This is a genomic window from Bradyrhizobium sp. AZCC 1588 (genome assembly GCF_036924735.1).
GTDB lineage: Bacteria > Pseudomonadota > Alphaproteobacteria > Rhizobiales > Xanthobacteraceae > Bradyrhizobium.
This window is the reverse complement of sequence record NZ_JAZHSC010000001.1, coordinates 1,376,000-1,399,027: the sequence shown is the minus strand read 5'-3', so window position 1 is coordinate 1,399,027 and position 23,028 is coordinate 1,376,000. Positions and strand designations below refer to the sequence as shown.

Sequence of the window (23,028 nt, the reverse complement as noted above, 5' to 3'; positions counted from 1 at the left end):
CATGGCTGAACCATCAAAGCCCGGTTTGCGTGATCTGGATTCCGCACAGGTGAAGAAACTCCTGTCGCTGGCGAGAGACCGCGGCCGAAATGCCAGCAAGATTGGAATCTCCTCGATTCCGGCGGTGCCGCGCGGCGGGCCGCTGGAATTGTCCTTTGCCCAGCAGCGGCTTTGGTTGCTGGCGCAGCTCGATGGCGCCAACGCCAACTATCACATTCGCGGCGCTTTGAGCCTCGCGGGTGATCTCGACGTCGCTGCATGGCGTCGCAGCCTTGATCGGTTGTTTGCGCGTCACGAAGCGCTGCGCAGCGTCTTCCGCGTGGTCGAAGGAAAACCCTGCGTTGAATTGCTGCCGGCCGATGAGCACCTGCCGGTGCTCGAACATGACTTGCGGCAACGGCTGGATGCCGAACAGGAACTCGCGCGCTTGTGCCGCGAGGAGGCCGATACGCCGTTCGATCTCGCCGCCGGCCCGTTGATCCGCGGACGCCTGATACGGACAGCGGAGAAGAAGTATCTGTTCCTGCTCACCCAGCATCACATCATATCCGACGGCTGGTCGATGAGCGTGCTCGTGCGCGAGCTTGGCGCGCTTTACCGAGCCTTCACAGCAGGCCAAAACGATCCGTTGCCGCCGCCGGCAATTCAGTATCCGGACTATGCAGCCTGGCAACGGCAGTGGCTGGCCGGCGAGCGATTGCAGCGCCAGGTCGATTATTGGCGGCAGGCGCTCGCGGGCGCGCCGGCGGTGCTCGAACTGCCGACAGACCGGCCGCGCCCGCCGGTCAGGTCTCTCGCCGGCGCGTCATTGCCGATCGAGATCGACGCCGGGCTTGCGCATCGTATCAGGCTGTTCAGCCAGTCGCACCGCGCGACGGCATTCATGACGGTGCTGGCGGCCTGGGCGGCGGTGTTGTCAAAACTTTCCGGGCAGACCGATCTTGTGATCGGCACGCCGACGGCAAACCGCAACAGGCGCGAAATCGAAGGCCTGGTCGGCTTCTTCGTCAACATGCTGGCGCTCCGCGTCGATTTATCGGGAGAGCCTGATGTGGCGGAGCTGCTCAACCGCGTGCGCGCTGCGGCGCTCGAAGCTCAGGATCATCAGGATCTGCCGTTCGAGCAACTCGTCGAGATCATTCAGCCGCCGCGGCGGCTGGAGCATACGCCGGTCTTTCAGGTCGTGTTTGCCTGGCAGAACAACGAGACGGCGGTGCTTGAACTGCCTGGCCTCCAGGCCGAGATTGCCGATATCCCGCTGCAGCAGGTCAAGTTCGATCTCGAGCTCAATCTGGGCGAGGCGGGCGGCCGCATCGTCGGCGCCTTGAACTATGCAACGGCACTGTTCGACGAAGCGACGATCAGGCGTCACCGGGACTATCTGCTCGTCTTGCTGCGGGCCATGGTAGCCGACGCGGATCAAATCGTCGATCAGATCGACATTGTCGGTCAAGAGGAACGCAAGCTCGTTCTGGACACATGGAACGAAACGGCTGCGCCGTTCCCATCGGAGCGCTGCATCCACGAGCTGTTCGCAGAGCAGGTCCGAACCGCGCCCGAAGCCACAGCGCTGGTTCACGAGAACGTTCGCCTGAGCTATGGCGAACTTGATGCGAACGCCAATCAGCTCGCACGGCATTTGATCGCTTTGGGTGTGGGCCCGGATCAGCCGGTCGCGATCTGCCTGGAGCGCGGCATCGCCATGGTCGTCAGCCTGCTGGCCGTGCTGAAGGCGGGCGGCGCTTATCTGCCGCTGGATCCGGCCTATCCGGCGGAGCGGCTGCGGCAGATCGTGGAGGATGCAAAACCGAAATTGTTGATTGCTGATAGTGCCGGACGCGCAATCTTCGCGAATGCGGCCTGCAAGATTGTCGATCTGGAGGCGAGCGCGTCGGCCGTCGCCAATTTGGAGGCATCAGATCCAGGCGACCTTGTCACGGGACTTACATCACAGCATCTCGCCTATATCATTTACACGTCCGGCTCTACCGGCCGGCCGAAGGGAGTGATGGTCGAACATCGCGGCTTGGTAAATCTGGCGCTGGCCCAGCGAGCGCTGTTCGACGTTTCCCAACGCAGCCGCATCGTGCAGTTTGCCTCGTTCAGCTTCGACGCCAGCACCTGGGAAATTGTCATGGCCCTGTGCTCGGGGGCCGAACTGTTTCTCGTCGGCCCGCAACAGCACCGCAATACGTCGGAACTGCTCGATTTTCTCTCGGACAATACCATTACGCACGCGACCTTGCCGCCGGCCATGCTGCAGGGGCGGGACGATCTCGACAGGCTGGCGTCGCTGCGGGTGCTCGTCCTCGCCGGAGAATTGCCCAAGGCGGAATTGATCAAGGGTCTGCCGCCTGGCGTTGCCGTTTTTAACGGCTACGGGCCGACGGAAACGACGGTCTGCGCTACCAGTTGGCTGCGGCCGGCGAGCTTTGATAGCGACGTCGTCCCAATCGGTCGCCCGCTTCCCAATACACGGATCTATCTGCTTGATAGCTTCGGCGCGCCCGTTCCGTTAGGTGCGACCGGCGAGATCTGCATCGGCGGGGCAGGAATAGCCCGCGGCTATCTCAATCGCGCCCATCTGACGGCGGAGCGCTTCGTGTGCGACCCCTTTAGTGGCGACGCTAACGCGCGAATGTATCGCAGTGGCGATCTCGGACGCTACCTGCCGGATGGCAACATCGCGTTCCTCGGCCGCAACGATCATCAGGTAAAAATCCGCGGCTTCCGCATTGAATTGGGCGAGATCGAATTTCGTCTCAATGAGCACGCCGACGTCGCCGATACGGTGGTGCTGGTCCGCCAGGATCACAGCGGTGACCCGCGCCTAGTCGCCTATGTGGCCGCGAAGGACGACGGCGTGAAGCTTGATGCCGGTGAATTTGCGGCTGCGATGCGCAATCATCTCCGTGAGCGTTTGCCGGACTACATGGTGCCGTCGGCGTTCGTGCGCCTGGATGCACTGCCGCTCACGCCGAACGGCAAGGTCGATCGCAAGGCGCTGCCCGCGCCGGAGGATGATGCCTTTGCAAGGCGCAGTTTCGAGGCGCCGCAGGGCGAGATCGAGGGGGTAGTTGCAAAGATCTGGACCGAGCTGCTCGGCGTCGATCGAATTGGACGTAACGATCACTTCTTTGAACTGGGAGGCCACTCGCTGCTCGCGGTCCGCATGCTGGAACGCTTGCAGCGGCATTCGCTCCGCGCTGACGTGCGCACGCTGTTCGCAAAGCCGGTGCTGGCTGAGTTCGCCGCCAGCCTCAATGGCGGCGTCGGCGTGGCTGTTCCGGCCAATCTGATCACGCCGCAGACGACGACAATTACGCCCGAGCTGTTGCCGCTGATCGCGTTGACGCAATCCGACATCGACAGCATCGTGGCCAAGGTGCCCGGGGGCGTTGCCAACATCCAGGACATCTACGGGCTATCGCCGCTTCAGGATGGCATCCTGTTTCATCATCTACTGTCGAAGCAGGGCGATCCATATCTGCTGGTCGGCCAGATGGCGTTTGCAAGCCGTGACCTGCTCGATCGCTATCTCGCTGCCGTTCAACAGGTGATCGATCGTCACGACATTCTCCGCACGTCCACTGCATGGGATGGGCTGTCCGCTCCGGCGCAAGTGGTTTGGCGGCGGGCTTCGCTGGCTGTTACCGAAGTCGTGTTGGATCGCGACAGTCCCGCGCACGAACAGCTTGCGCGGCGTTTCGACCCGCGCCGCAGCCGGATCGATCTCGGTCAGGCGCCGCTGCTGCGATTTGCGATCGCCCGCGATCCCGGCAAGGAGCGCTGGCTGCTCTTGGTATTGCTGCATCATTTGATCGGCGATCACTCCACCCTGGAGGTGATGCACGACGAAGTTCAGAAGATATTGTCGGGACGTGCTCATGAGCTTTCGGCTTCGTATCCGTTCCGAAATCTGGTTGCGCAGTCGCGTGGATCGGCCGCCATCGCGGAGCACGAGCGCTTCTTCCGACGCATGCTGTCCGACATCGATGAGCCGACCACGCCGTTTGGGCTGGATCGCGTGCATGGTGACGGTGGTGGCGTGGCGGAAGCGCGGCGAATGCTTCCGGAACAGCTCAATGCACGGCTCCGCGCTCTGGCACGGCGGCTGGGGGTGAGCCTTGCCAGCCTCTGCCATCTTGCCTGGGGCCAGGTGGTGGCGCGAAGCAGCGGACGCGAGCGCGTCGTGTTCGGCACGGTTCTGTTCGGCCGCATGCATGCGGGAGCCGGCGGCGATCGCACCATGGGATTGTTCATCAACACATTGCCGCTGCGGATCGATCTTGATGGCGCCTCGGTTGAAGACAGCGTTCGTCATGCGCACGCCCGGCTGACCGAGCTGATGGCGCATGAACATGCCTCGCTGGCGCTCGCGCAACGATGCAGCGGCGTCGCCGCGCCGGCGCCCCTGTTCAGCTCGATCCTGAATTACCGACACAACGCGATGCCGGCGGCTTCGTCTCCAGATCAGGGCGGCGCAGGTCTGCAGGGCGTCGAGTGGCTCGGCGGCGAAGAGCGTACGAACTATCCCTTGATGATGGCGGTCGAGGATTATGGCCAGGCGCTCGGCTTGACCGCTCAGGTTGTCCATCCGCTCTCGGCCGATCGTATCTGCGCCTTGATGCAGAAGGCGCTCGATCAATTGGCTGAGGCGTTGGAACACGCGCCTCGGTCTCCGGTCCGGCAACTGGATGTTCTGCCTAATGAAGAGCGTCAGCTTTTGCTGGAGACGTGGAATCGGACGCACGCTCGATATCCACGAGACCGTTCATTCGTCGCGCAGTTCGAGGCGAAGGTCCGCCAATGCCCCGACACGATCGCGTTGGTGTTTGGCGATGAGGCATTAAGTTACGCCGCGTTGAACGCGCGCGCCAATCGGCTGGCGCGGCGATTGCGCGGTCGCGGCGTTGGAACCGACGTGGTGGTGGGGCTGGCGCTCGAGCGCAGCGTCGAGATGATGGTCGCGCTGCTGGCGGTATTGAAGGCGGGCGGGGCCTATCTGCCGCTCGATCCGGACTATCCGGCGGAGCGGCTGGCGCACATGCTGCGCGACAGCGGGGCAGCGCTGGTGCTGACGCAACGGATGCTGCCGGAGCAGTTTACCCCGGTGCTGGAGGAGACCGGCGCCGAGGCCTGGCTGCTTGACGAGCAGCAGCACGGAGATGGCGAGGGCGGTGATGCGGCGAACCTCGACGTCACCGTCCATCCCGAGAGCCTCGCTTATGTGATCTACACCTCCGGCTCGACCGGCCTGCCCAAGGGCGTGATGGTCCGCCATGATGCGGTAACAAACTTTCTGGCGACGATGGCGGATCGGCCGGGCCTGACGCCCGAGGACCGCGTACTCGGCTTGACCTCGCTGTCGTTCGACATTGCGGTGCTGGAACTGTGGCTGCCGCTCACGCGCGGGGCATGCGTGGTGCTGGCAGATCGCGCGGCGGCGCATGATCCGGCCCGGCTCAAGGCTATCGTCGCCAAGCAGGGCGTCACCCTGATCCAGGCGACGCCGTCGACCTGGCGGATGCTGCTCGACCATGACGGCCCGTCGCTCCCCGCAAGCTGCCGCGTGCTGTGTGGCGGCGAGGCGCTGGCGCCGGATCTGGCGCGGCGGCTGGTGGCGCAAGCCGGTGAGGTCTGGAATTTGTACGGCCCGACCGAGACCACGGTGTGGTCGGCCCGCCATCGCCTCGATGCGCAGGATGGTCGTCCGCTTCTGGGCGGCCCAATCGGCAACACCACGCTGCATATTCTGGATAACGACCTCAATCTCGCGCCGGTCGGGGTTGCCGGCGAACTCTATATCGGCGGCGCAGGACTGGCGCGCGGCTACTGGCGGCGCGGCGCGCTGAGCGCGGAGCGCTTCATCCCCGATCCGTTCGGCACATCAGGCGCGCGGCTCTACCGCACCGGCGACGTGGCGCGGTGGCGCGCTGACGGCGTGATCGAGTATATCGGCCGCGCCGATCACCAGGTGAAGATCCGCGGCTTTCGGATCGAGCTCGGCGAGATCGAGGCGCGGCTTCTCGAACAGGATGGCGTACGGTCGACGGTGGTGGTGGCGCGCGAGCATGGCGCGGCGCGCCAGCTCGTCGGCTATGTCAGCGGCGCGGCATCGCTGGACGGGACAACTCTGAAGACCGCGCTGTCGTCGCTGCTGCCGGACTACATGGTCCCGCCACGGATCGTGGTGCTGGAGCGGCTGCCGCTGACACCGAACGGCAAGATCGACCGCAAGGCGCTGCCCGCCCCGGACCAGCTCGCCGCGTTGGCCGAGCATGTGGCACCGCGCACGCCGGTGGAAGCGGCGCTCGCCGCGATCTGGGCCGACCTGCTGCGCCGGCCCAACATCGGCGTCACCGACAACTTCTTCGAGCTCGGCGGCGACTCTCTCACCGCCGTCCAGCTCGTCAGCCGCATCAAGCGCGATCTCGGCCACGACCTGCCGCTGAACCGCCTGTTTGAAATGACGACCATCGAGACGATGGCCGCTGCGCTTGCCCCGGAGATTCAGGTCGACAAGCGCAGCGACGACATCGCCGCGATGCTCGACATGTTGAAGGAAGTCGAACTTTCCGATGAATGATATCGCCGCCACGCAGAAGCAGCAGCTTCGTGACATCTCAGGGCGATTGATGCGCCTTGATGCCAGCAAGCAACAAGCATTCCTGACGCAGCTCGCGGCGAAGGGCGTCAATCTCGCTATGCTGCCGATTGCGCGCCAGGAGAAAACACGGGCACCGCTTTCCTTTGCGCAGTCGCGCCTCTGGTTTTTGTGGCGGATGGATCCGGACAGCGCCGCCTACAACATATCGGCGACGGTGCGGGTGCGAGGGCAGCTTCAACGGCACGCCCTGCAGCAGGCCTTCGATGCGCTGGTCGCCCGTCACAGCGCGCTTCGCACGGTGTTTCGACAGGACGGCAAGGAAGCCGAGCAGGTCGTGCTCGACCCGCAACCGTTCGCGTTGCGGCATGTAGCGCTCGATGGCGATGACCGTGAACAGCAGGCATATCTGTTGGCGCGGCAGGAAGCCTCGCGGCCGTTCGATCTCGAAGCCGGCCCGCTCATGCGCGCCGCGCTGCTGAGGCTGGAGGAGGACGACCATTTTCTCGTCGTCAGCCTGCATCACATCGTGGCCGACGGCTGGTCGATGGGCGTGCTGGTCGACGAGTTCTGGCGCTTGTACGCGGCATTTGCAGGCAGCGAGGCGCCGGCTTTGCCGGAGCCCGATATTGAATATGCCGATTATGCCTGTTGGCAGCGACTCTGGATGGGCGCTGTCGATGGCGAGCGCCAGGTCAATTACTGGACGACGCGCTTAAAGGATCCGGCGGTGCTGCAGCTTCCAATCGATCGGGCGCGGCCGGCGGTTCCCGATCTCGCCGGCGCCGCGCTCCGCATGGCGCTCGATCCGGCGCTCGCCGAAGGCTTGCGCGCGCTGGCGCGCCGGCATCAGACCACGCTGTTCGTCGTCCTGCTGGCAAGCTTCAAACTGCTGCTTTATCGCTACACCGGCCAGTCCGACATCAGCGTCGGCGTGCCGGTCGCCAATCGCCACCGCGATGAGACGCACGGGGTGATCGGGCTGTTCGTCAACACCCAGGTGCTTCGTACGCAGCTCGACGGGCGCGCGACGTTCGCTGACTTCATCGCATCCGTCCATTCGGCCACGATCGAAGCGCAGGAGAACCAGGACCTTCCGTTCGAGCGCTTGCTAGAGATACTGCAGCCCAAGCGCAGCCTGAGCCAGAACCCGCTCTTTCAGGTGCTCTACAACCATCAGCGCCGGCGCCAGTCGGGCAACCCGCCCGACCGGACCGGCCTGCAGATCGAGAAGCTCGACGCCGAAGTCGACACGGTCAAGTTCGACCTGGCGCTCGACAGCGAAGAGGGACCGGCAGGGGAGATCCGCGCGATCTTTACCTATGCGACCGCGCTGTTCGAGCCGGCGACGGTCGAGCGCCTTGCGTCGCATTGGATCACGATCCTGAACACGATGGTTCAGGACGGCGCGCAGTCGGTCGCCGGCGTGGCACTGCTTTCCGCGCAGGAACTTGCCACGCTGCGGGAGTGGAACGGCGCGGGTGCCGGGATAGCCGCGCCGTTTACACCGGTGCACCAAACGGTCGCGCGGCTGGCCGCGGAAACGCCTGACGCGCCGGCGCTCATCTTTGGCGACAACGTGATCTCTTATGCAGAGCTCAACCGTCGCGCCAATCGACTCGCGCATCGCCTGATCCGCTTGGGCGTCAGCCCTGCCGATCTGGTCGGCATCTCGGCACGGCGGTCGCCATCGCTCGTTGCAGCCCTGCTGGCCATATTGAAGACCGGCGCGGCCTATCTGCCGCTCGATCCCGAGCATCCGGCAAAACGACAGGTCGGAACCATGCACGACGCCGGCGTGCGCTTCGTGCTGGTTGATTTGGAAGGCTCGGCACTCACTGCGCTTCCGTCAGGGATCGCGGCTGTCCCGCTCGACGCAAGTGATCTCGACCGGGAGGCGGAGAACGATCCCGGCATTGCCGTCGAAGCAACAAGCCTTGCCTATGTGATCTACACCTCGGGCTCCACTGGCGTCCCGAAGGGAGTAGCCGTCGAGCATGGGCCATTTGCGATGCATTGCGAGGTCACCGCCGCGCTCTACGACATGGACCGGTACTCGCGCGAACTGCACTTCCTGTCCTTTACGTTCGACGGCGCCCATGAGCGGCTCTGGACGGCGCTGACATGCGGCGCTGCGCTTGTGATGCGTGACGAGAATCTCTGGTCGGCCGAACAGACGCTTGACGTTCTACGTAAGCAGCGCGTCACCAACGCCGGCTTTCCGCCGGCCTATTTGCAGCAGCTCGCCGACTTTGCGGCGTGGCGCGGCGATCCGCCGCCGGTCGGGCTCTACTCGTTCGGCGGCGAGGCCATGCCGAAGGCCGGGTTCGACAAGGTCAAGCGCGCGCTCAAGCCGCGGACGTTGATCAACGGCTACGGCCCGACCGAAACCGTCGTGACGCCGCTGGTCTGGAAGGTCGATGCCAGCGAGGAGATCGAGGGCAACTATGCGCCCATCGGCCGCCCCGTGGGACGCCGCTCGGCTTATATTCTGGACGGGGACCTGAACATCGTGCCGGTTGGCGTAACCGGCGAATTGTTCATTGGCGGCGAGGGACTGGCGCGCGGTTATTGGCGGCGCGTCGGACTGACGGCCGAGAGATTCATCCCCGATCCCTTTGGTGCGCCCGGCGCGCGGCTGTATCGCACGGGCGATTTGGCGAGATGGCGCGCCGATGGCGTGATCGAGTATGTCGGGCGCTCCGATCATCAGGTGAAAATCCGCGGCTTCCGGATCGAGCTCGGCGAGATCGAGGCGTGGCTGATGCGCCAGCCGGGCGTGCGATCGGCGGTGGTTGTTGCGCGCGAAGCCGGCGTAACCAGCCAACTGGTCGGCTATGTCGCCGGCGAGGGTACGTTCGATGAAGCGGCCATGCGCGCGGCACTTTCGGACGAACTGCCCGATTACATGGTGCCGGCCCGCATCGTGAAGCTTGAGCGGCTGCCGCTCACGGCGCACGGCAAGGTGGACCGCGAAGCGCTGCCGGTGCCCGAGATGCCCGCTGCTGCGGCCGCACATGTCGCGCCGCGCACCGCGACCGAGGCGACGCTTGCCGCAATCTGGGCCGAGTTGCTTGGCCAGCCGCTCATTGGCGTTGACGACAATTTCTTCGAGCTCGGTGGCGATTCGATCATCTCGCTGCAACTGGTCGGTCGCGCCCGGCAGGCGGGCCTCGTGATCGAACCGCGTGACGTTTTCCGGCACCAGACCTTGCAGGAGCTGGCGCGGGCCGCGCGCATCGAACGACCGGTGGAAGACGCGACTCCCGAGAAGGACCTCGAGGGCAGCGAGCATCCGCTGTTGCCGATCCAGGCGCGGTTCTTCAGCGAAGACGCTGGAGAGCGTCACCACTGGAACCAGGCCGTCCTGTTGATGCCGAAGTCGCGGCTGGATTGGGCGACCGTGGAACGCGCGGTCGCCGCCGTTATCGCGCATCACGATGCCTTGCGTCTTGGCTTCAAGGAAGTCGATGGCGCTTGGCGCGCAACCTATGGCGCTGCGCCGGCAGCTTCGGAGTTGTTGTGGATTCGGAGCGGCATCCGCGATGCAGCCGAGGTGACGGCGGTCGCTTCTGCCGCCCAGGCGAGCCTGTCGCTGGCAGGACCGCTGCTGCGCGTGGTCGGCATGGAGCTTGCCGACGGCAGTCAGCGGCTCCTGATCCTGGTGCACCATCTCGTCATCGACGGCGTGTCATGGCGCGTGCTGCTCGAAGACTTTGCGGCGGCGTACGGGCAGTTTCAGCAAGGCGCAGCGTCGATCGCGCTGGCGAGGAGCCAATCCTATGCATCGTGGGGCGCGCGGTTGCAGGCATATAGCCGCTCCGAAGAGCTGTCTGCCGAGTTGCCCTATTGGCTCGAACGAGGTTCGCGCGCCGATCTGCCTTGCGACGACGATCATGATGGTGTCGACCGGGTTGCCGAGGGCGAGGAAATCCTGCTGGCATTCGATGCCGGGCTGACGACGCGGCTGCTCAAGGAAGCGCCGTCCGCCTACCGGACCCAGGTCAACGATCTGCTGCTGGCGGCATTGGCGCGGGCGGTATCGCGCTGGAGCGGAATTGAGGATGTTGTCGTCGAGCTCGAAGGGCACGGCCGCGAGGACATCTTCGCTGGGGCAGACATTTCCCGCACGGTCGGCTGGTTCACGACCGCTTTCCCCGTGCGCCTGCCGGCCGGCTCCGGTGATGACGCTTCCCTGATCAAATCCGTTAAAGAGGAGCTTCGGGCGATTCCCGCCCGCGGCTTGGGCTTCGGCGTATTGCGCCATCTCGGCACCGAGACGCAGCGCCATGCGCTCGCCGCGCTGCCCGAGCCGCGCATCGTTTTCAACTATCTCGGTCAGTTTGATTCCAGCGTAGGTGAGGGCACGCCGTTCCGGCTTGCGTCTGAGAGCGCCGGGCCGTCGCGCAGCGACAGCGCGCCGCTTGGCCGCTGGCTGAGCATCAACGGCCAGGTGCGCGAAGGCCAGCTACGGTTGTCCTTCAGCTACGGCCGCAGGCGTTACCGGCGAGTTACGATCGAACGCCTCGCAGAGCATTATGCCGCGGCGCTGAGAGAACTCGTCGAGCATTGCACAAGCGGCGCCCGCGGCATGACGCCATCGGACTTCGCATTGTCGAATTTGAGCCAGGCCGATCTCGATCTCCTGGGAGCGACGATCGATTGCCGCGATATCGAAGACATCTATCCGCTGTCGCCGATGCAGCAGGGCATGCTTTTCCATGCGCTGCGCGACGGAGAAAGCGGCAACTACGTCAACCAGGTCGGTCTCGAAGTGCGAGGCCTCGATGCCGGCAGGTTGCGCGCAGCCTGGCACGAGGTGAGCGTGCGCCACGCGGTGCTGCGGACCGGCTTTGCCTGGCGCGAGTTGTCAGGCGCGGCCCAGCAAGTGGTCTATCGCCATGTGACGCCGCCATTCGTGGAAGAAGACTGGCGCGAGCAGGCTGCAGCCATGGACCGCGGCGAACTCGAGGCGGCGCTGGCGAAGGCGTCGCGGGCCGAGCGAGCTAGGGGATTCGACCTGTCGCAAGCGCCGTTGCAGCGCGTGCGGCTGATCCGGCTTGACGAGAACCGCCACTGGCTGATCTGGACGCACCACCATATCCTGCTGGACGGCTGGAGTTCGGCGCGTCTGGTTGCCGAGATACTGCAACATGAGCGCGGCCATCGTTTGCCTGCCGTGCAGGGCCGCTACCGCGACTACATCGCCTGGCTGCAACGGCAGGACCGCGATGCGTCGGCGACGTTCTGGCGCACGGCATTGGCGGAACTGGATGAGCCGGGTTTCCTGGCGGATACGCTGGGAGGACCTGCAGCCGCTGGTGCATCCGGCCATGGTTCGCTCGATCTGCTTCTCACTGCCGATCTGACTGCAAAGTTGCACGCATTTACGAAGCGCGAGCGCGTCACGCTGAACACCCTGTTGCAGGGCGCGTGGGCGCAATTGTTGCGCCGTCACACCGGCCGGCGCGTTGTCTGCTTCGGCGCGACGGTGTCGGGCAGGCCGGCAGAGATCAGCGGGTCCGAGGAAATGGTCGGCCTGTTCATCAACACCCTGCCGGTTGTGGATCGGGCAAGCCCGCAAACCGATGTGGGTGCATGGCTGCGGGACCTGCAGGAACGCAACATCGATTTGCGCGATCACGGCTGGATGCCGCTCTACGAGATCCAGCGCCTCGCCGGACGATCCGGCCGACCGCTTTTCGACAACATCCTGGTGTTCGAGAATTATCCGATCGATCAGGCCTTGCGCGGCGAGAACGAAAGCGGTCGGCGATTGGGGCGGGTCGAGCAGGTCTCGATTACCAACTATGCGCTCACGGTGGCGGTATTCGCCAAGACGGACGGCATCAATCTCGGCTTCCGCTACGATCGAGCCCGGTTCGATGAAGACCAGATCAGATATCTGCAGCTCACGCTGTCGCGGCTCCTTGCCGAGATCGTCGCGGATGCCTCCCGACCGCTGGGTGAGCTCAGCGGGCTCGATGCCGATGAGACGCGGAAGGTGCTCGGCTGGAGCGGTGGCTTTGCCAAGGCTCCGAACGTTGGCAACAGTATCGTCGCTCAGATCGAGGCTCGTGCGGCTGCTTCGCCATCCGCTATTGCGTTGGTATTTGGCGACCAGCAGGTCAGCTATGAGGATCTGAACGCTCGCGCCAATCGTCTGGCGCGGCGGCTGCAAGCCCACGGAATCGGCCGCGACCGGTTGGTCGGGCTTGCACTGGAGCGCAGCGTCGAGCTGGTCGTCGGTGTTCTCGCCGTGCTGAAAGCCGGCGGAGCCTATCTGCCGCTCGATCCCGATTATCCGCCAGACCGCCTTCTGTATATGCTGCGCGATAGCGGAGCCGCGCTGATGCTGACGCAAGGCCGGCTGCTGGATCGTCTCGCGCCCGTAATTGCGAGCGCGTCCGTTGAAGCCTGGGCTATAGAAAGAGAAAGGGAGGCTTGGGCAGGAGAGCCGGTCCGCAATCTCGACGTAGCGCTCCATGCCGACAGCCTGGCCTATCTGATGTACACGTCGGGATCGACGGGTATGCCTAAGGGCGTCGCGTGCACGCATGGCGCGCTGGCCGCGCGGCTTGGCTGGATGCAAACGGAATATCGCCTCGGTGCCGGCGAGACCTTGCTGCAGAAAACGCCGTTCAGTTTCGACGTCTCGGTCTGGGAGATCCTCTGGCCGCTCGCAACCGGCGCACGGCTTGCGATTGCGGCGCCGGGCGCGCATCGCGAACCGCGGCTTCTGGTCGATGCCATCGTCGCCCACGAGGTAACGACGCTGCATTTCGTGCCGCAGATGCTCGAACATTTTGTCGCCGAGTCTGAGGCGAAACGCTGCGTCAGCCTCAAGCGCCTGTTTTCCGGCGGCGAAGCTTTGTCGGCGGAACTGAAGGCGCGTGCGCTCGCAGCCTTCCCCAATTTGCGTTTCGACAATCGATACGGTCCAACCGAAGCCTTGATCAATGCCACGTTCTGGAATTGTCGCGACGATGACGCGGCGCGGGTGCCGATCGGACGGCCGATCCCGGGTACGGCAATTCGTATCCTCGATACCGACCTGAACATGGTCCCGGCCGGCGTGACCGGTGAATTGTTCATTGGCGGAGCAGGGCTGGCGCGGGGCTACTGGCGACGCCAGGCGCTGACGGCGGAATGCTTCCTTCCCGATCCCTTCTGCGGCCCTGGCGCGCGGCTATATCGAACGGGTGATTTGGCGCGTTGGCGCGCGGACGGCGCGATCGAGTATGTCGGGCGGTCCGATCACCAGATCAAGATCCGCGGCTTTCGTATCGAGCTCAGAGAGATCGAGGCGCGGCTGCTCGATCAGCCCGGTGTCCGCGCTGCGGTGGTGGTAGCGCGCGAGATCGGATTGGGCCGCCAGCTCATCGGATACGTCAGTGGCGCGAGTGAACTGAAGGAACAGGTCCTGCGGACGGCGCTGTCGGTCGTTCTGCCTGATTACATGGTGCCATCGCGGATCGCAGTGCTGGAGCGGCTGCCGCTGGTGCCGAACGGCAAGATCGACCGCCAGGCGCTCCCGGCGCCCGACGCCGCGTCCGCGGGTGCGCAGTACGAGGCGCCGCGCACGCCGGCCGAACTGGCGCTCGCGGCGATCTGGGCCGACCTGCTCGGGCGGCCTGCTGTCGGCCTTGCCGATAATTTCTTCCAGCTCGGCGGCGATTCGATTATCTCGCTGCAGATGGTGAGCCGGGCCCGCCGCGCCGGTTACCTGATCGAACCCCGCGACGTGTTTCAGCATCAGACGCTCGAAGCATTGGCGCTGGCCGCACGTGCCGAGCAACGCAGCGAAACGCTTGCCGATCAGGGGCAGGTCACCGGCCCGCATTCGTTGCTGCCGATCCAGGCCCGATTCTTTGCAGAGGACGCAGGAAGGCGCGATCACTGGAACCAGGCGGTGCTGCTGCGGCCGAGGGATCGTCTCGATTGGGAAATGATGCAGCGCGCGATGGCGGCCGTGGTCGATCATCACGACGCGCTGCGGCTTCGCTTTAAGGAAGCCGAAGGAACGTGGCGCGCGGAGCACGGCGCCGCACCCGCCGCCGCGGATTTGCTTTGGATACGAAGCGCGGCCGACGGGGAAGCCGTGACGGCGTTGGCATCGTCGGCGCAGGCAAGTCTTTCGATATCGAGGGGGCCGCTGCTGCGGGCGGTTGGGATCGACGTTGCCGATGGCACTCAGCGTCTCCTCATCGTGATCCATCATCTGGTGGTCGACGGCGTGTCGTGGCGGGTTCTGCTGGAAGACGTCGCCGCCGCCTATGCACAGCTAGTGAACGGCGACGCGGCGGTTGCGCTTCCGGCGAAGAGCCATGCCTATGCCGTATGGGGCAAGCGGCTGCAAGATCATGCAGCATCGCCCGAACTGGCGACTGAATTGTCCTATTGGGTCGATCGCCGTGCAAATGCGGATATTCCTTGCGACGACGATCACGGCGGCCCCGACTATGTCGCCGATGCCGATGAAGTCTTGCTCACGTTCGAACGGGAATTGACGCAGCGCCTGCTGACGGATGCGCCGTCCGCCTACCGTACGCAGATCAACGATCTTCTTCTTGCAAGTCTCGCGCGTGCTGTCTGGCAATGGAGCGGACAGGACGATGTGCTGGTCGAGCTGGAAGGCCACGGCCGCGAGGACCTGTTCGGCGATCTCGACATCTCGCGCACCGTCGGCTGGTTCACCACCGCCTTTCCCGTGCGGCTGGCTGGTGGATCGCAAAACCCTTCGTCACTCATCAAGACTGTGAAGGAAGAACTTCGCGGCATTCCCGGCCGCGGGCTCGGCTATGGCCTGTTGCGCTATCTCGGCTCCGAAGAGCAGCGCGCGGCGCTGGCTGACATTGCCGAGCCGAAGCTTGTCTTCAACTATCTCGGCCAGATCGACGGCGGCGTCGACGACGACGCGGCATTGTTCGCCATGGCATCGGAAAGCGCGGGTCCCTCGCGTGACGAATCGAGTCCGTTGCGGCGCTGGCTCAGCGTGAATGGCACGGTGCGCGACGGCCAGTTGCGGCTCTCGTTCGGCTTCGGTCGCAAGCGCTATCGGCGCGAGACGGTCGAGCGATTGGCCGGGCTGTACGACGTGGCGCTGTGCGAACTGGTCGATCACTGCACCAGCGGCGCCTGCGGCGTGACGCCGTCGGATGTAGCATTGTCGGGCCTTGGCCAGGCCGATCTCGACAGCCTGGAGTTGGATTGGCGAGAGATCGAGGACATCTATCCGTTGTCGCCGATGCAGCAGGGCATGCTGTTCCATGCGATGCACGACGGCGAGAGTGGGCTATACGTCAATCAGGTCGCCGCGGAAGTGCGCGGTCTCGATGCCGGAAAGCTCCATCGCGCCTGGCAGGCGGTCAGTGATCGCCATGCGGTGCTGAGAACCGGCTTCGTCTGGCGCGATTTGGCAGGCTCGCCGCAACAGATCGTCTATCGTCGTGCTGAGGTGCCGTTCGTCGAGGAGGACTGGCGCGCGCGGGCCGCGGCGTCCGAGCCGTCCCAGTTGGAGGCTGCGCTGGGCGAAGTCTCGCTGCGCGAGCGGGTCGAAGGGTTTGACCTGTCGAAGCCGCCCCTGCAGCGGGTGCGGCTGATCCGGCTCGGAGAAGATCGTCATTGGCTGATCTGGACCCATCATCACATCCTTCTCGACGGATGGAGCTCGGCGCGGCTGATCGCCGAGGTGATGCAGCACAACGGCGACGGCCGGTTGCCTGCATTGCAGCGCCGCTATCGCGACTACATCGGTTGGTTGCAGAGCCGGGACAGCGATGCATCGGCGGCGTTCTGGCGCAATGTCATGGCAAAGCTGGAAGAACCGAGCTTCCTGGCAGGCGGTTCGACCGAACATGCAGACGCGGAGTCGCCCGGTCACGGCATGCTCGCGCTGGAGCTGGATGTTGCCGCGACCGAACGCCTGCAGCAATTTGCTGCGCGTGAGCGTGTGACGCTGAACACGCTGGTGCAAGCCGCTTGGGCTCAACTGCTACGGCAATATACAGGACAGGGAACGGTTTGCTTCGGCGTCACCGTATCAGGCAGGCCGCCGGAATTGGCCGGCGCCGAGGACATGGTGGGCCTGTTCATCAACACCTTGCCTGTTGTCGACGACGTCGGTCCGCAGCAGAAAGTCGGCGCATGGCTGCGCGAGCTGCAGGATCGCAATCTGACCTTGCGCGAATACGGCTGGACGCCGCTCTACGAGATCCAGCGCCTGGCGGGACGTCCCGGGCGGCCGCTGTTCGACAGCATCCTGGTGTTTGAGAATTACCCGGTCGACCACGCGCTGATGGGGAAAGATGGACAGATCCGTGTCGGCGAGACCAGGCTCGTCGAGACCAGTAATTATCCGCTGTTCGCCAGCGTCGGCCTCGATAAGCGGCTGCGGCTGGTCTTCAACTATCAGCGCAGGCATTTCGATGAGGCGCCAGATCGCGCGGCTGCAGCGCGCCTTTGTGCAGTTGATGGAGGCGTTGAGCGTCGATGCCGATCGGCCCGTCGGCATGATCGCGGCCAGCGATCCGGCCGACGATGCGCTGCTCTCCCGGGCGAACGATACGCGCCGCGATGCGCCGCGCCGGGGAATTGTCGAGCAGTTCGAGGCGCAGGTCGGTCAATCTCCCGACGCGATCGCCCTGGTGTTTGGCGATGCGGAGCTGAGTTATCGCGCGTTGAACGCTCGCGCCAATCGGCTGGCGCGGCGATTGCGCGATCACGGTGTTGGAACGGACGTGGTGGTCGGGTTGGCGCTCGAGCGCGGCGTCAAGATGATGGTCGCGCTGCTGGCCGTATTAAAGGCGGGCGGGGCGTATCTGCCGCTCGATCCGGACTACCCGGCGGAGCGGCTGGCACACATGCTGAGCGACAGCGGCGCGGCGCTGGTGCTGACGCAACGGTTGCTGCTGGAGCAGTTTGCGCCCGTGCTGAAGGAAACCGGCGCCGAGGCGTGGCTGCTCGACGAGAAGGAAGACGGCGAGGGCGGTGACGGCGGCAATCTTGATGTCGTCGTCCACCCCGAAAGCCTGGCCTATGTGATCTACACCTCTGGCTCGACGGGTCTGCCCAAGGGCGTGATGGTCCGCCATGATGCGGTGACAAACTTTCTGGCGACGATGGCGGATCGGCCGGGCCTTACGCGCGAGGACCGCGTACTCGGCTTGACCTCGCTGTCGTTCGACATTGCGGTGCTGGAGCTATGGCTGCCGTTGACGCTCGGGGCATGCGTGGTGCTGGCGGATCGCGCGGCGGCGCATGATCCGGCCCGGCTCAAGGCTATCGTCGCCAAGCAGGGCGTCACCATGATTCAGGCGACGCCGTCGACCTGGCGGATGCTGCTCGATCATGACGATGGCGAACTGCTCCCCCCGAGCTGCCGCGTGCTGTGCGGCGGCGAGGCGCTGGCGCCAGATCTGGCGCGGCGGCTGGTGGCGCAAGCGGGTGAGGTCTGGAATTTGTACGGCCCGACCGAGACCACGGTGTGGTCGGCCCGCCACCGCCTCGATGCGCAGGACGACCGTCCAGTTTTGGGCGGCCCGATCGGCAACACCACACTGCATATTCTCGACAACGATCTCAATCTCGCGCCGGTTGGCGTGGCGGGCGAGCTCTATATCGGCGGTGCAGGACTTGCGCGCGGCTACTGGCGGCGTGGCGCGCTGAGTGCGGAACGCTTCATCCCCGATCCGTTCGGCCCACCGGGGGCGCGGCTCTACCGCACCGGCGACGTAGCGCGGTGGCGCGCTGACGGCGTGATCGAGTATATCGGCCGCGCCGATCACCAGGTGAAGATCCGCGGCTTTCGGATCGAGCTGGGCGAGATCGAGGCGCGGCTTCTCGAACAGGCCGGCGTGCGCTCGGCGGCGGTGGTGGCGCGCGAGATTGGCGCTGCCCGTCAGCTCGTCGGCTATGTCAGCGGTGCGGCATCGCTGGACGGGACAACTCTCAAGACCGCGCTGTCGTCGCTGCTGCCGGACTACATGGCGCCGGCACGGATCGTGGTGCTGGACCGGCTGCCGCTGACACCGAACGGCAAGATCGACCGCAAGGCGCTGCCCGCCCCGGACCAGCTCGCCGCGTTGGCCGAGCATGTGGCACCGCGCACGCCGGTGGAAGCGGCGCTCGCCGCGATCTGGGCCGACCTGCTGCGCCGGCCCGATATCGGCGTCACCGACAACTTCTTCGAGCTCGGCGGCGACTCGATCATCTCGCTGCAGATGGTCAGCCGCGCGCGCCGCGAAGGTGTGTCGATCGAGCCGCGCGATGTGTTCCGGCACCAGACGATCGAAGCGCTGGCTGCGTTGTCCTGCGACGTTGGCCCGAACAAGGACACTTTTGGACCTGCGCGTGGCTCACTGTCGGGTTTGACCAGCGAACAGCTCGATCGGCTTGAACTGGACTGGAGCCGCATCGAGGACATCTACCCGCTGTCGCCGATGCAGCAGGGCATGCTGTTCCACAGCCTGCGCGATGCCGGCAGCGGCGTCTACGTCAACCAGGTCAGCGTTGAAATCCGCGGACTTGATGCGGGGCGTCTCGGAAGCGCATGGCGCGAGGTGACCGCACGCCATCAGATGCTTCGGACCGGATTCCTGTGGCGCGAGCTTGCCGGGTCTCCGCTGCAAGCCGTCTATCGCGACGCCGTCGCGCCGTTCGAACAGGAGGACTGGCGCGGTCAAACCATCAATGAGGACCGGATTGCGGCGGCGCTTGCCGACGAACGCGCCGCCGAGTTCGATTTATCGATGCCGCCGCTGCAGCGCGTGCGGCTGCTGCGCCTCGAGGACGATCTCTATCGCCTGATCTGGACCTACCATCATATCCTGATGGACGGATGGAGTTCGGCAAGGTTCGTCGGGGAAGTCCTGGAATCCTATTATGGCTGCGCGCCCGCGGCGAACCCGACGCGTTACCGCGACTACATCGCTTGGCTGCTGGCGCAGGACGCCAAGGCTGCCGAAGCTTTCTGGCGTGAGCAGCTCAAATCCTTCGACGAGCCGACGCAACTGGCCGATGCCTTCGGCTCGCGCCGCCATGATGCATCCGGCCACGAGCGCTGTTACACGCGGCTTGGAGAGACGGCGACGGCGGACCTGAAGGCATACGCGCGCCGTGGGCGGATCACGCTCAACACCATCGTTCAAGGCGTGTGGGCGCTGCTGCTGCAACGCTATACCGGCCAGCAGACGGTGACGTTCGGGGTAACCGTCGCCGGCCGCCCGGCGAAGCTCGACGGATCGCAGCAGATGCTGGGGCTCTTCATCAACACGCTGCCCGTGATCGAAACGCCGGCATCGGCCAGCACCGTCGGAGAATGGCTGCGCGCGCTTCAGGATCGCAATTCGACGATCCGGGATTACGAGCATACGCCGCTCTACGATATCCAGAGCTGGGCCGGCCGTGCCGGTCAGGCCATGTTCGACAGCATCATCGTGTTCGAGAACTATCCGATCGAGCGCAGCATGCACCGGGGTGACGGCTCGCTGCAGTTCGGCGGGCTCAGGAATGTCGACGTGACGAACTATCCGATGGACCTGTCGGTGCTCGTCGAGGACACGCTTCAGGTCGAGTACACCTATATGCCGAGCCATTTTACGGCGGCACAGGCGGGGCAGATCAAGGCGCAGTTCGAGCGTCTGCTTGAAGTGCTGACGCGCGACGCGTCGGCGTTGCTTGGCAATATCGATCCGGTCACGGCGGTCGACGCCGCGCTCGCCGAAAACTGCAATCGGCACGCGACGTCAGCGGTCCCGTTGCCGCTGGTTCACGAGTCGATCAGCATCCACGCGCGGCGTCACCCGGAGCGGACGGCGCTTACCATCGGCGGCAAAACGCTCTCGTTCGGTGCGCTCGACGCCAGGGCCAATCGTCTTGCCCATCACCTGATCGGCCGGGGGCTGAAGGCTGAGCAGCGCGTTGGTGTTGTGGTCGAGCGAACCGAAGCCACGATGGTCGCGCTGCTGGCGGTCCTGAAGGCGGGCGGGGCCTACGTTCCGCTCGATCCTGAAATTCCGGCCGAGCGGCGCGCCTTTGTCATGCGCGATGCCGGGATATCGTTCCTGCTGGCAGGACAGCTCGATATCCGGGGAGGCGTGGATCGTGTCGAGAGTGTCTGCCTTTCGACATTCGATTTCGATGCCGGGCCGGAGCATGCGCCGCAACCGGAGCTGCATCCCGAGAACCTCGCTTATCTGATCTACACGTCCGGTTCGACGGGAACGCCAAAGGGCGTGGCCGTCGCCCATGGGCCGCTCGCGATGCACTGTCATGTCACGGGCCGGCTTTACGAGATCGACGAGAGCTCGTGCGAGCTGCACTTCCTGTCGCTCGCCTTCGATGGCGCCCATGAACGCTGGCTGACGGTGTTGTCGCATGGCGCGCGCCTCTTGATGCGGGACGCCGAATTGTGGACGCCGGAGCAGACAGTTGAAAACCTACACGCGCATCGCGTCAGCCATATCGGATTGCCGCCGGCCTATCTGCAGCAGGTTGCGGAGGCGGTCGAGCAGGCGGGCAATCCGCCGCCGGTCAAGCTCTACTCGTTTGGCGGCGAGGCGATGCCGAAAGCGGGCTTCGACAAGGTCAGGCGCGTTCTGAAACCGCGGATATTGATCAACGGCTATGGTCCGACCGAAACCGTCGTTACGCCGCTGGTCTGGAAGGTCGATGGCACTTGCGAATGCGAAACTCCGTATGCGCCGATTGGTCTGCCGGTCGGCGACCGCCGCGCCTACATCCTCGATAGTTCGCTCAATATCATTCCCGCCGGTGTCGCCGGCGAGCTCTATCTCGGCGGCTTCGGGCTGGCGCGCGGCTATCACGGCAAGGCGGGTATGACCGCCGAGCGATTCGTGCCCGATCCATTCTCTGCGGTGCCGGGGAGTCGCCTCTACCGGACCGGTGACCTCGCGCGCTGGCGCGAGGACGGTACCGTCGAATATCTCGGCCGTAGCGACGACCAGGTCAAGGTCAACGGCTTCCGGATCGAGCTCGGAGAGATCCAGACTTCCCTGCTTCGCCACGAGGAGATCGAACAGGCCGCCGTAGTGGCGCTAGCGGGCGCGGCCGGAAACCAACTCATTGCCTATGTCGCGCCGAAGGCGGCAAGGAACGCAACGGGAGGCGCTGCCGAGGCTCTGGTCGACAGATTGACCTCCTTTCTGAAGCAGACGTTGCCTGTTTACATGGTGCCGGCGCGGATCATGGTGCTTGAGCGACTGCCGGTGTTGTCGAGCGGCAAGGTTGACCGGCGTGCGCTGCCGGCCCCGGACTCGGCCGGGCGAAGCTTCGTGGCTCCGCAAGGGCCGGCCGAAGCCGCGATGGCGCGACTGTGGGCCGACATTCTCAAGCTGCCGCAGGTCGGCGTCACCGATAATTTCTTCGAGCTCGGCGGCAATTCGATTCTCAGCCTGAAGGTCGTGGCCCGGCTGCGGCAGGACAAGACATTTGGCATCGAGATCAAGCTTCGTGATCTCCTGCAGAAGCCCACGATCCGCGCGCTGCTCGCGGATAACGTTTCCCCGACGCCCGCAACAGCGCCGCCGCCGACAGCGCTACTTCCGCTGAATGCGGCGGTTCATGGCGCGCATCCAGTGTTTTGCGTACATGGCGGTTTCGGCACCGTCTTCGATTATGGGCCGCTGGCGCGCCGCCTCGAACGACGCCGCCAAGTCATTGGGCTGCAGTCCAGGATGCTGGTCGATAGTTCATGGAGCGACCGGTCGCTCGAAGCGATGGCGTCCGACTATGCGAACGAGATCAGGCAGGTTCAGCCGCAAGGTCCCTATAGCTTGGTGGGCTGGTCGCTCGGAGGCCTTCTCGTCACGCTTGTTGCAGCCGAGCTCGAACGGTGCGGTGAACGCGTCGATTGTCTCCTGATGGTCGACAGCTTTGTGCTGCGTGAGCACGGCGGATCGGATCGGCAGGCAGCGGCATCCCACTGGGCCGATGATCTCGCAGGGTTGCTGTCGGCCGTTCTGCCGCACGCCGCAGCCGTTCGTATCAGTTCGCATGTGGAGGAGGCGAAGGTCGCAGGCATGCCGGAGACATCCGAGAGCGTCCGACGTCTGGTTGCTAAGATATTGGGAGAGGGGGTTTCGGCGGACGACACACTGCTTGGCGTCGACGATCTGTCAGCAGCCTTCGCGGTCGGCCGGCACCTCAAGTCCCTGACGCAGAATGCCGCGCCGCCGCGGCGTCTTGCGACCAAGCCATTGTGCTGGTGGACGTCGGGCCGCCTGACGCAGCGCGATCGGCTGGAGACGCAACTGCCTGATGCCGTTGATCGCGGCGTCATCGGAGACAACCACTTCACGATCCTGAGGGATGCCAGCTTGCTCGATGAGATCTGCAGGCTGCTCGTGCCGGAGACGGCATCGGCGGCTTCGCAGGACACGGTGCCGGAACCGGCGGAGTGA

2 protein-coding genes and 1 pseudogene are annotated in these 23,028 nt (G+C 64.9%); all 3 read left to right on the top strand.

Going from position 1 to position 23,028, the window contains the following annotated elements:
• The first annotated feature begins 1 nt into the window (after window position 1).
• The 3 genes and pseudogenes from V1277_RS06515 to V1277_RS06505 all read left to right on the top strand — a co-directional run bounded on the left by V1277_RS06515 (window position 2) and on the right by V1277_RS06505 (window position 23,028).
• Complete coding sequence (locus tag V1277_RS06515; protein ID WP_334415490.1) at window positions 2–6,589, top strand: amino acid adenylation domain-containing protein; 6,588 nt, start codon at window positions 2–4, stop codon at window positions 6,587–6,589.
• Window positions 6,582–16,982 (top strand): annotated as a pseudogene (locus V1277_RS06510) (amino acid adenylation domain-containing protein); the annotation flags it as partial. The gene V1277_RS06515 and the pseudogene V1277_RS06510, both read left to right, overlap by 8 nt.
• 52 nt (window positions 16,983–17,034) lie before the next feature.
• Window positions 17,035–23,028 (top strand): amino acid adenylation domain-containing protein, encoded by a 5,994-nt coding sequence (locus V1277_RS06505; protein ID WP_334415489.1) that lies wholly within the window; start codon window positions 17,035–17,037, stop codon window positions 23,026–23,028.

Coding starts and splice junctions, on each gene's coding strand:
- V1277_RS06515 (WP_334415490.1), top strand. CDS start 2: ATGGCTGAACCATCAAAGCCCGGTTTGCGTGATCTGGATTCCGCACAG.
- V1277_RS06505 (WP_334415489.1), top strand. CDS start 17,035: ATGAGGCGCCAGATCGCGCGGCTGCAGCGCGCCTTTGTGCAGTTGATG.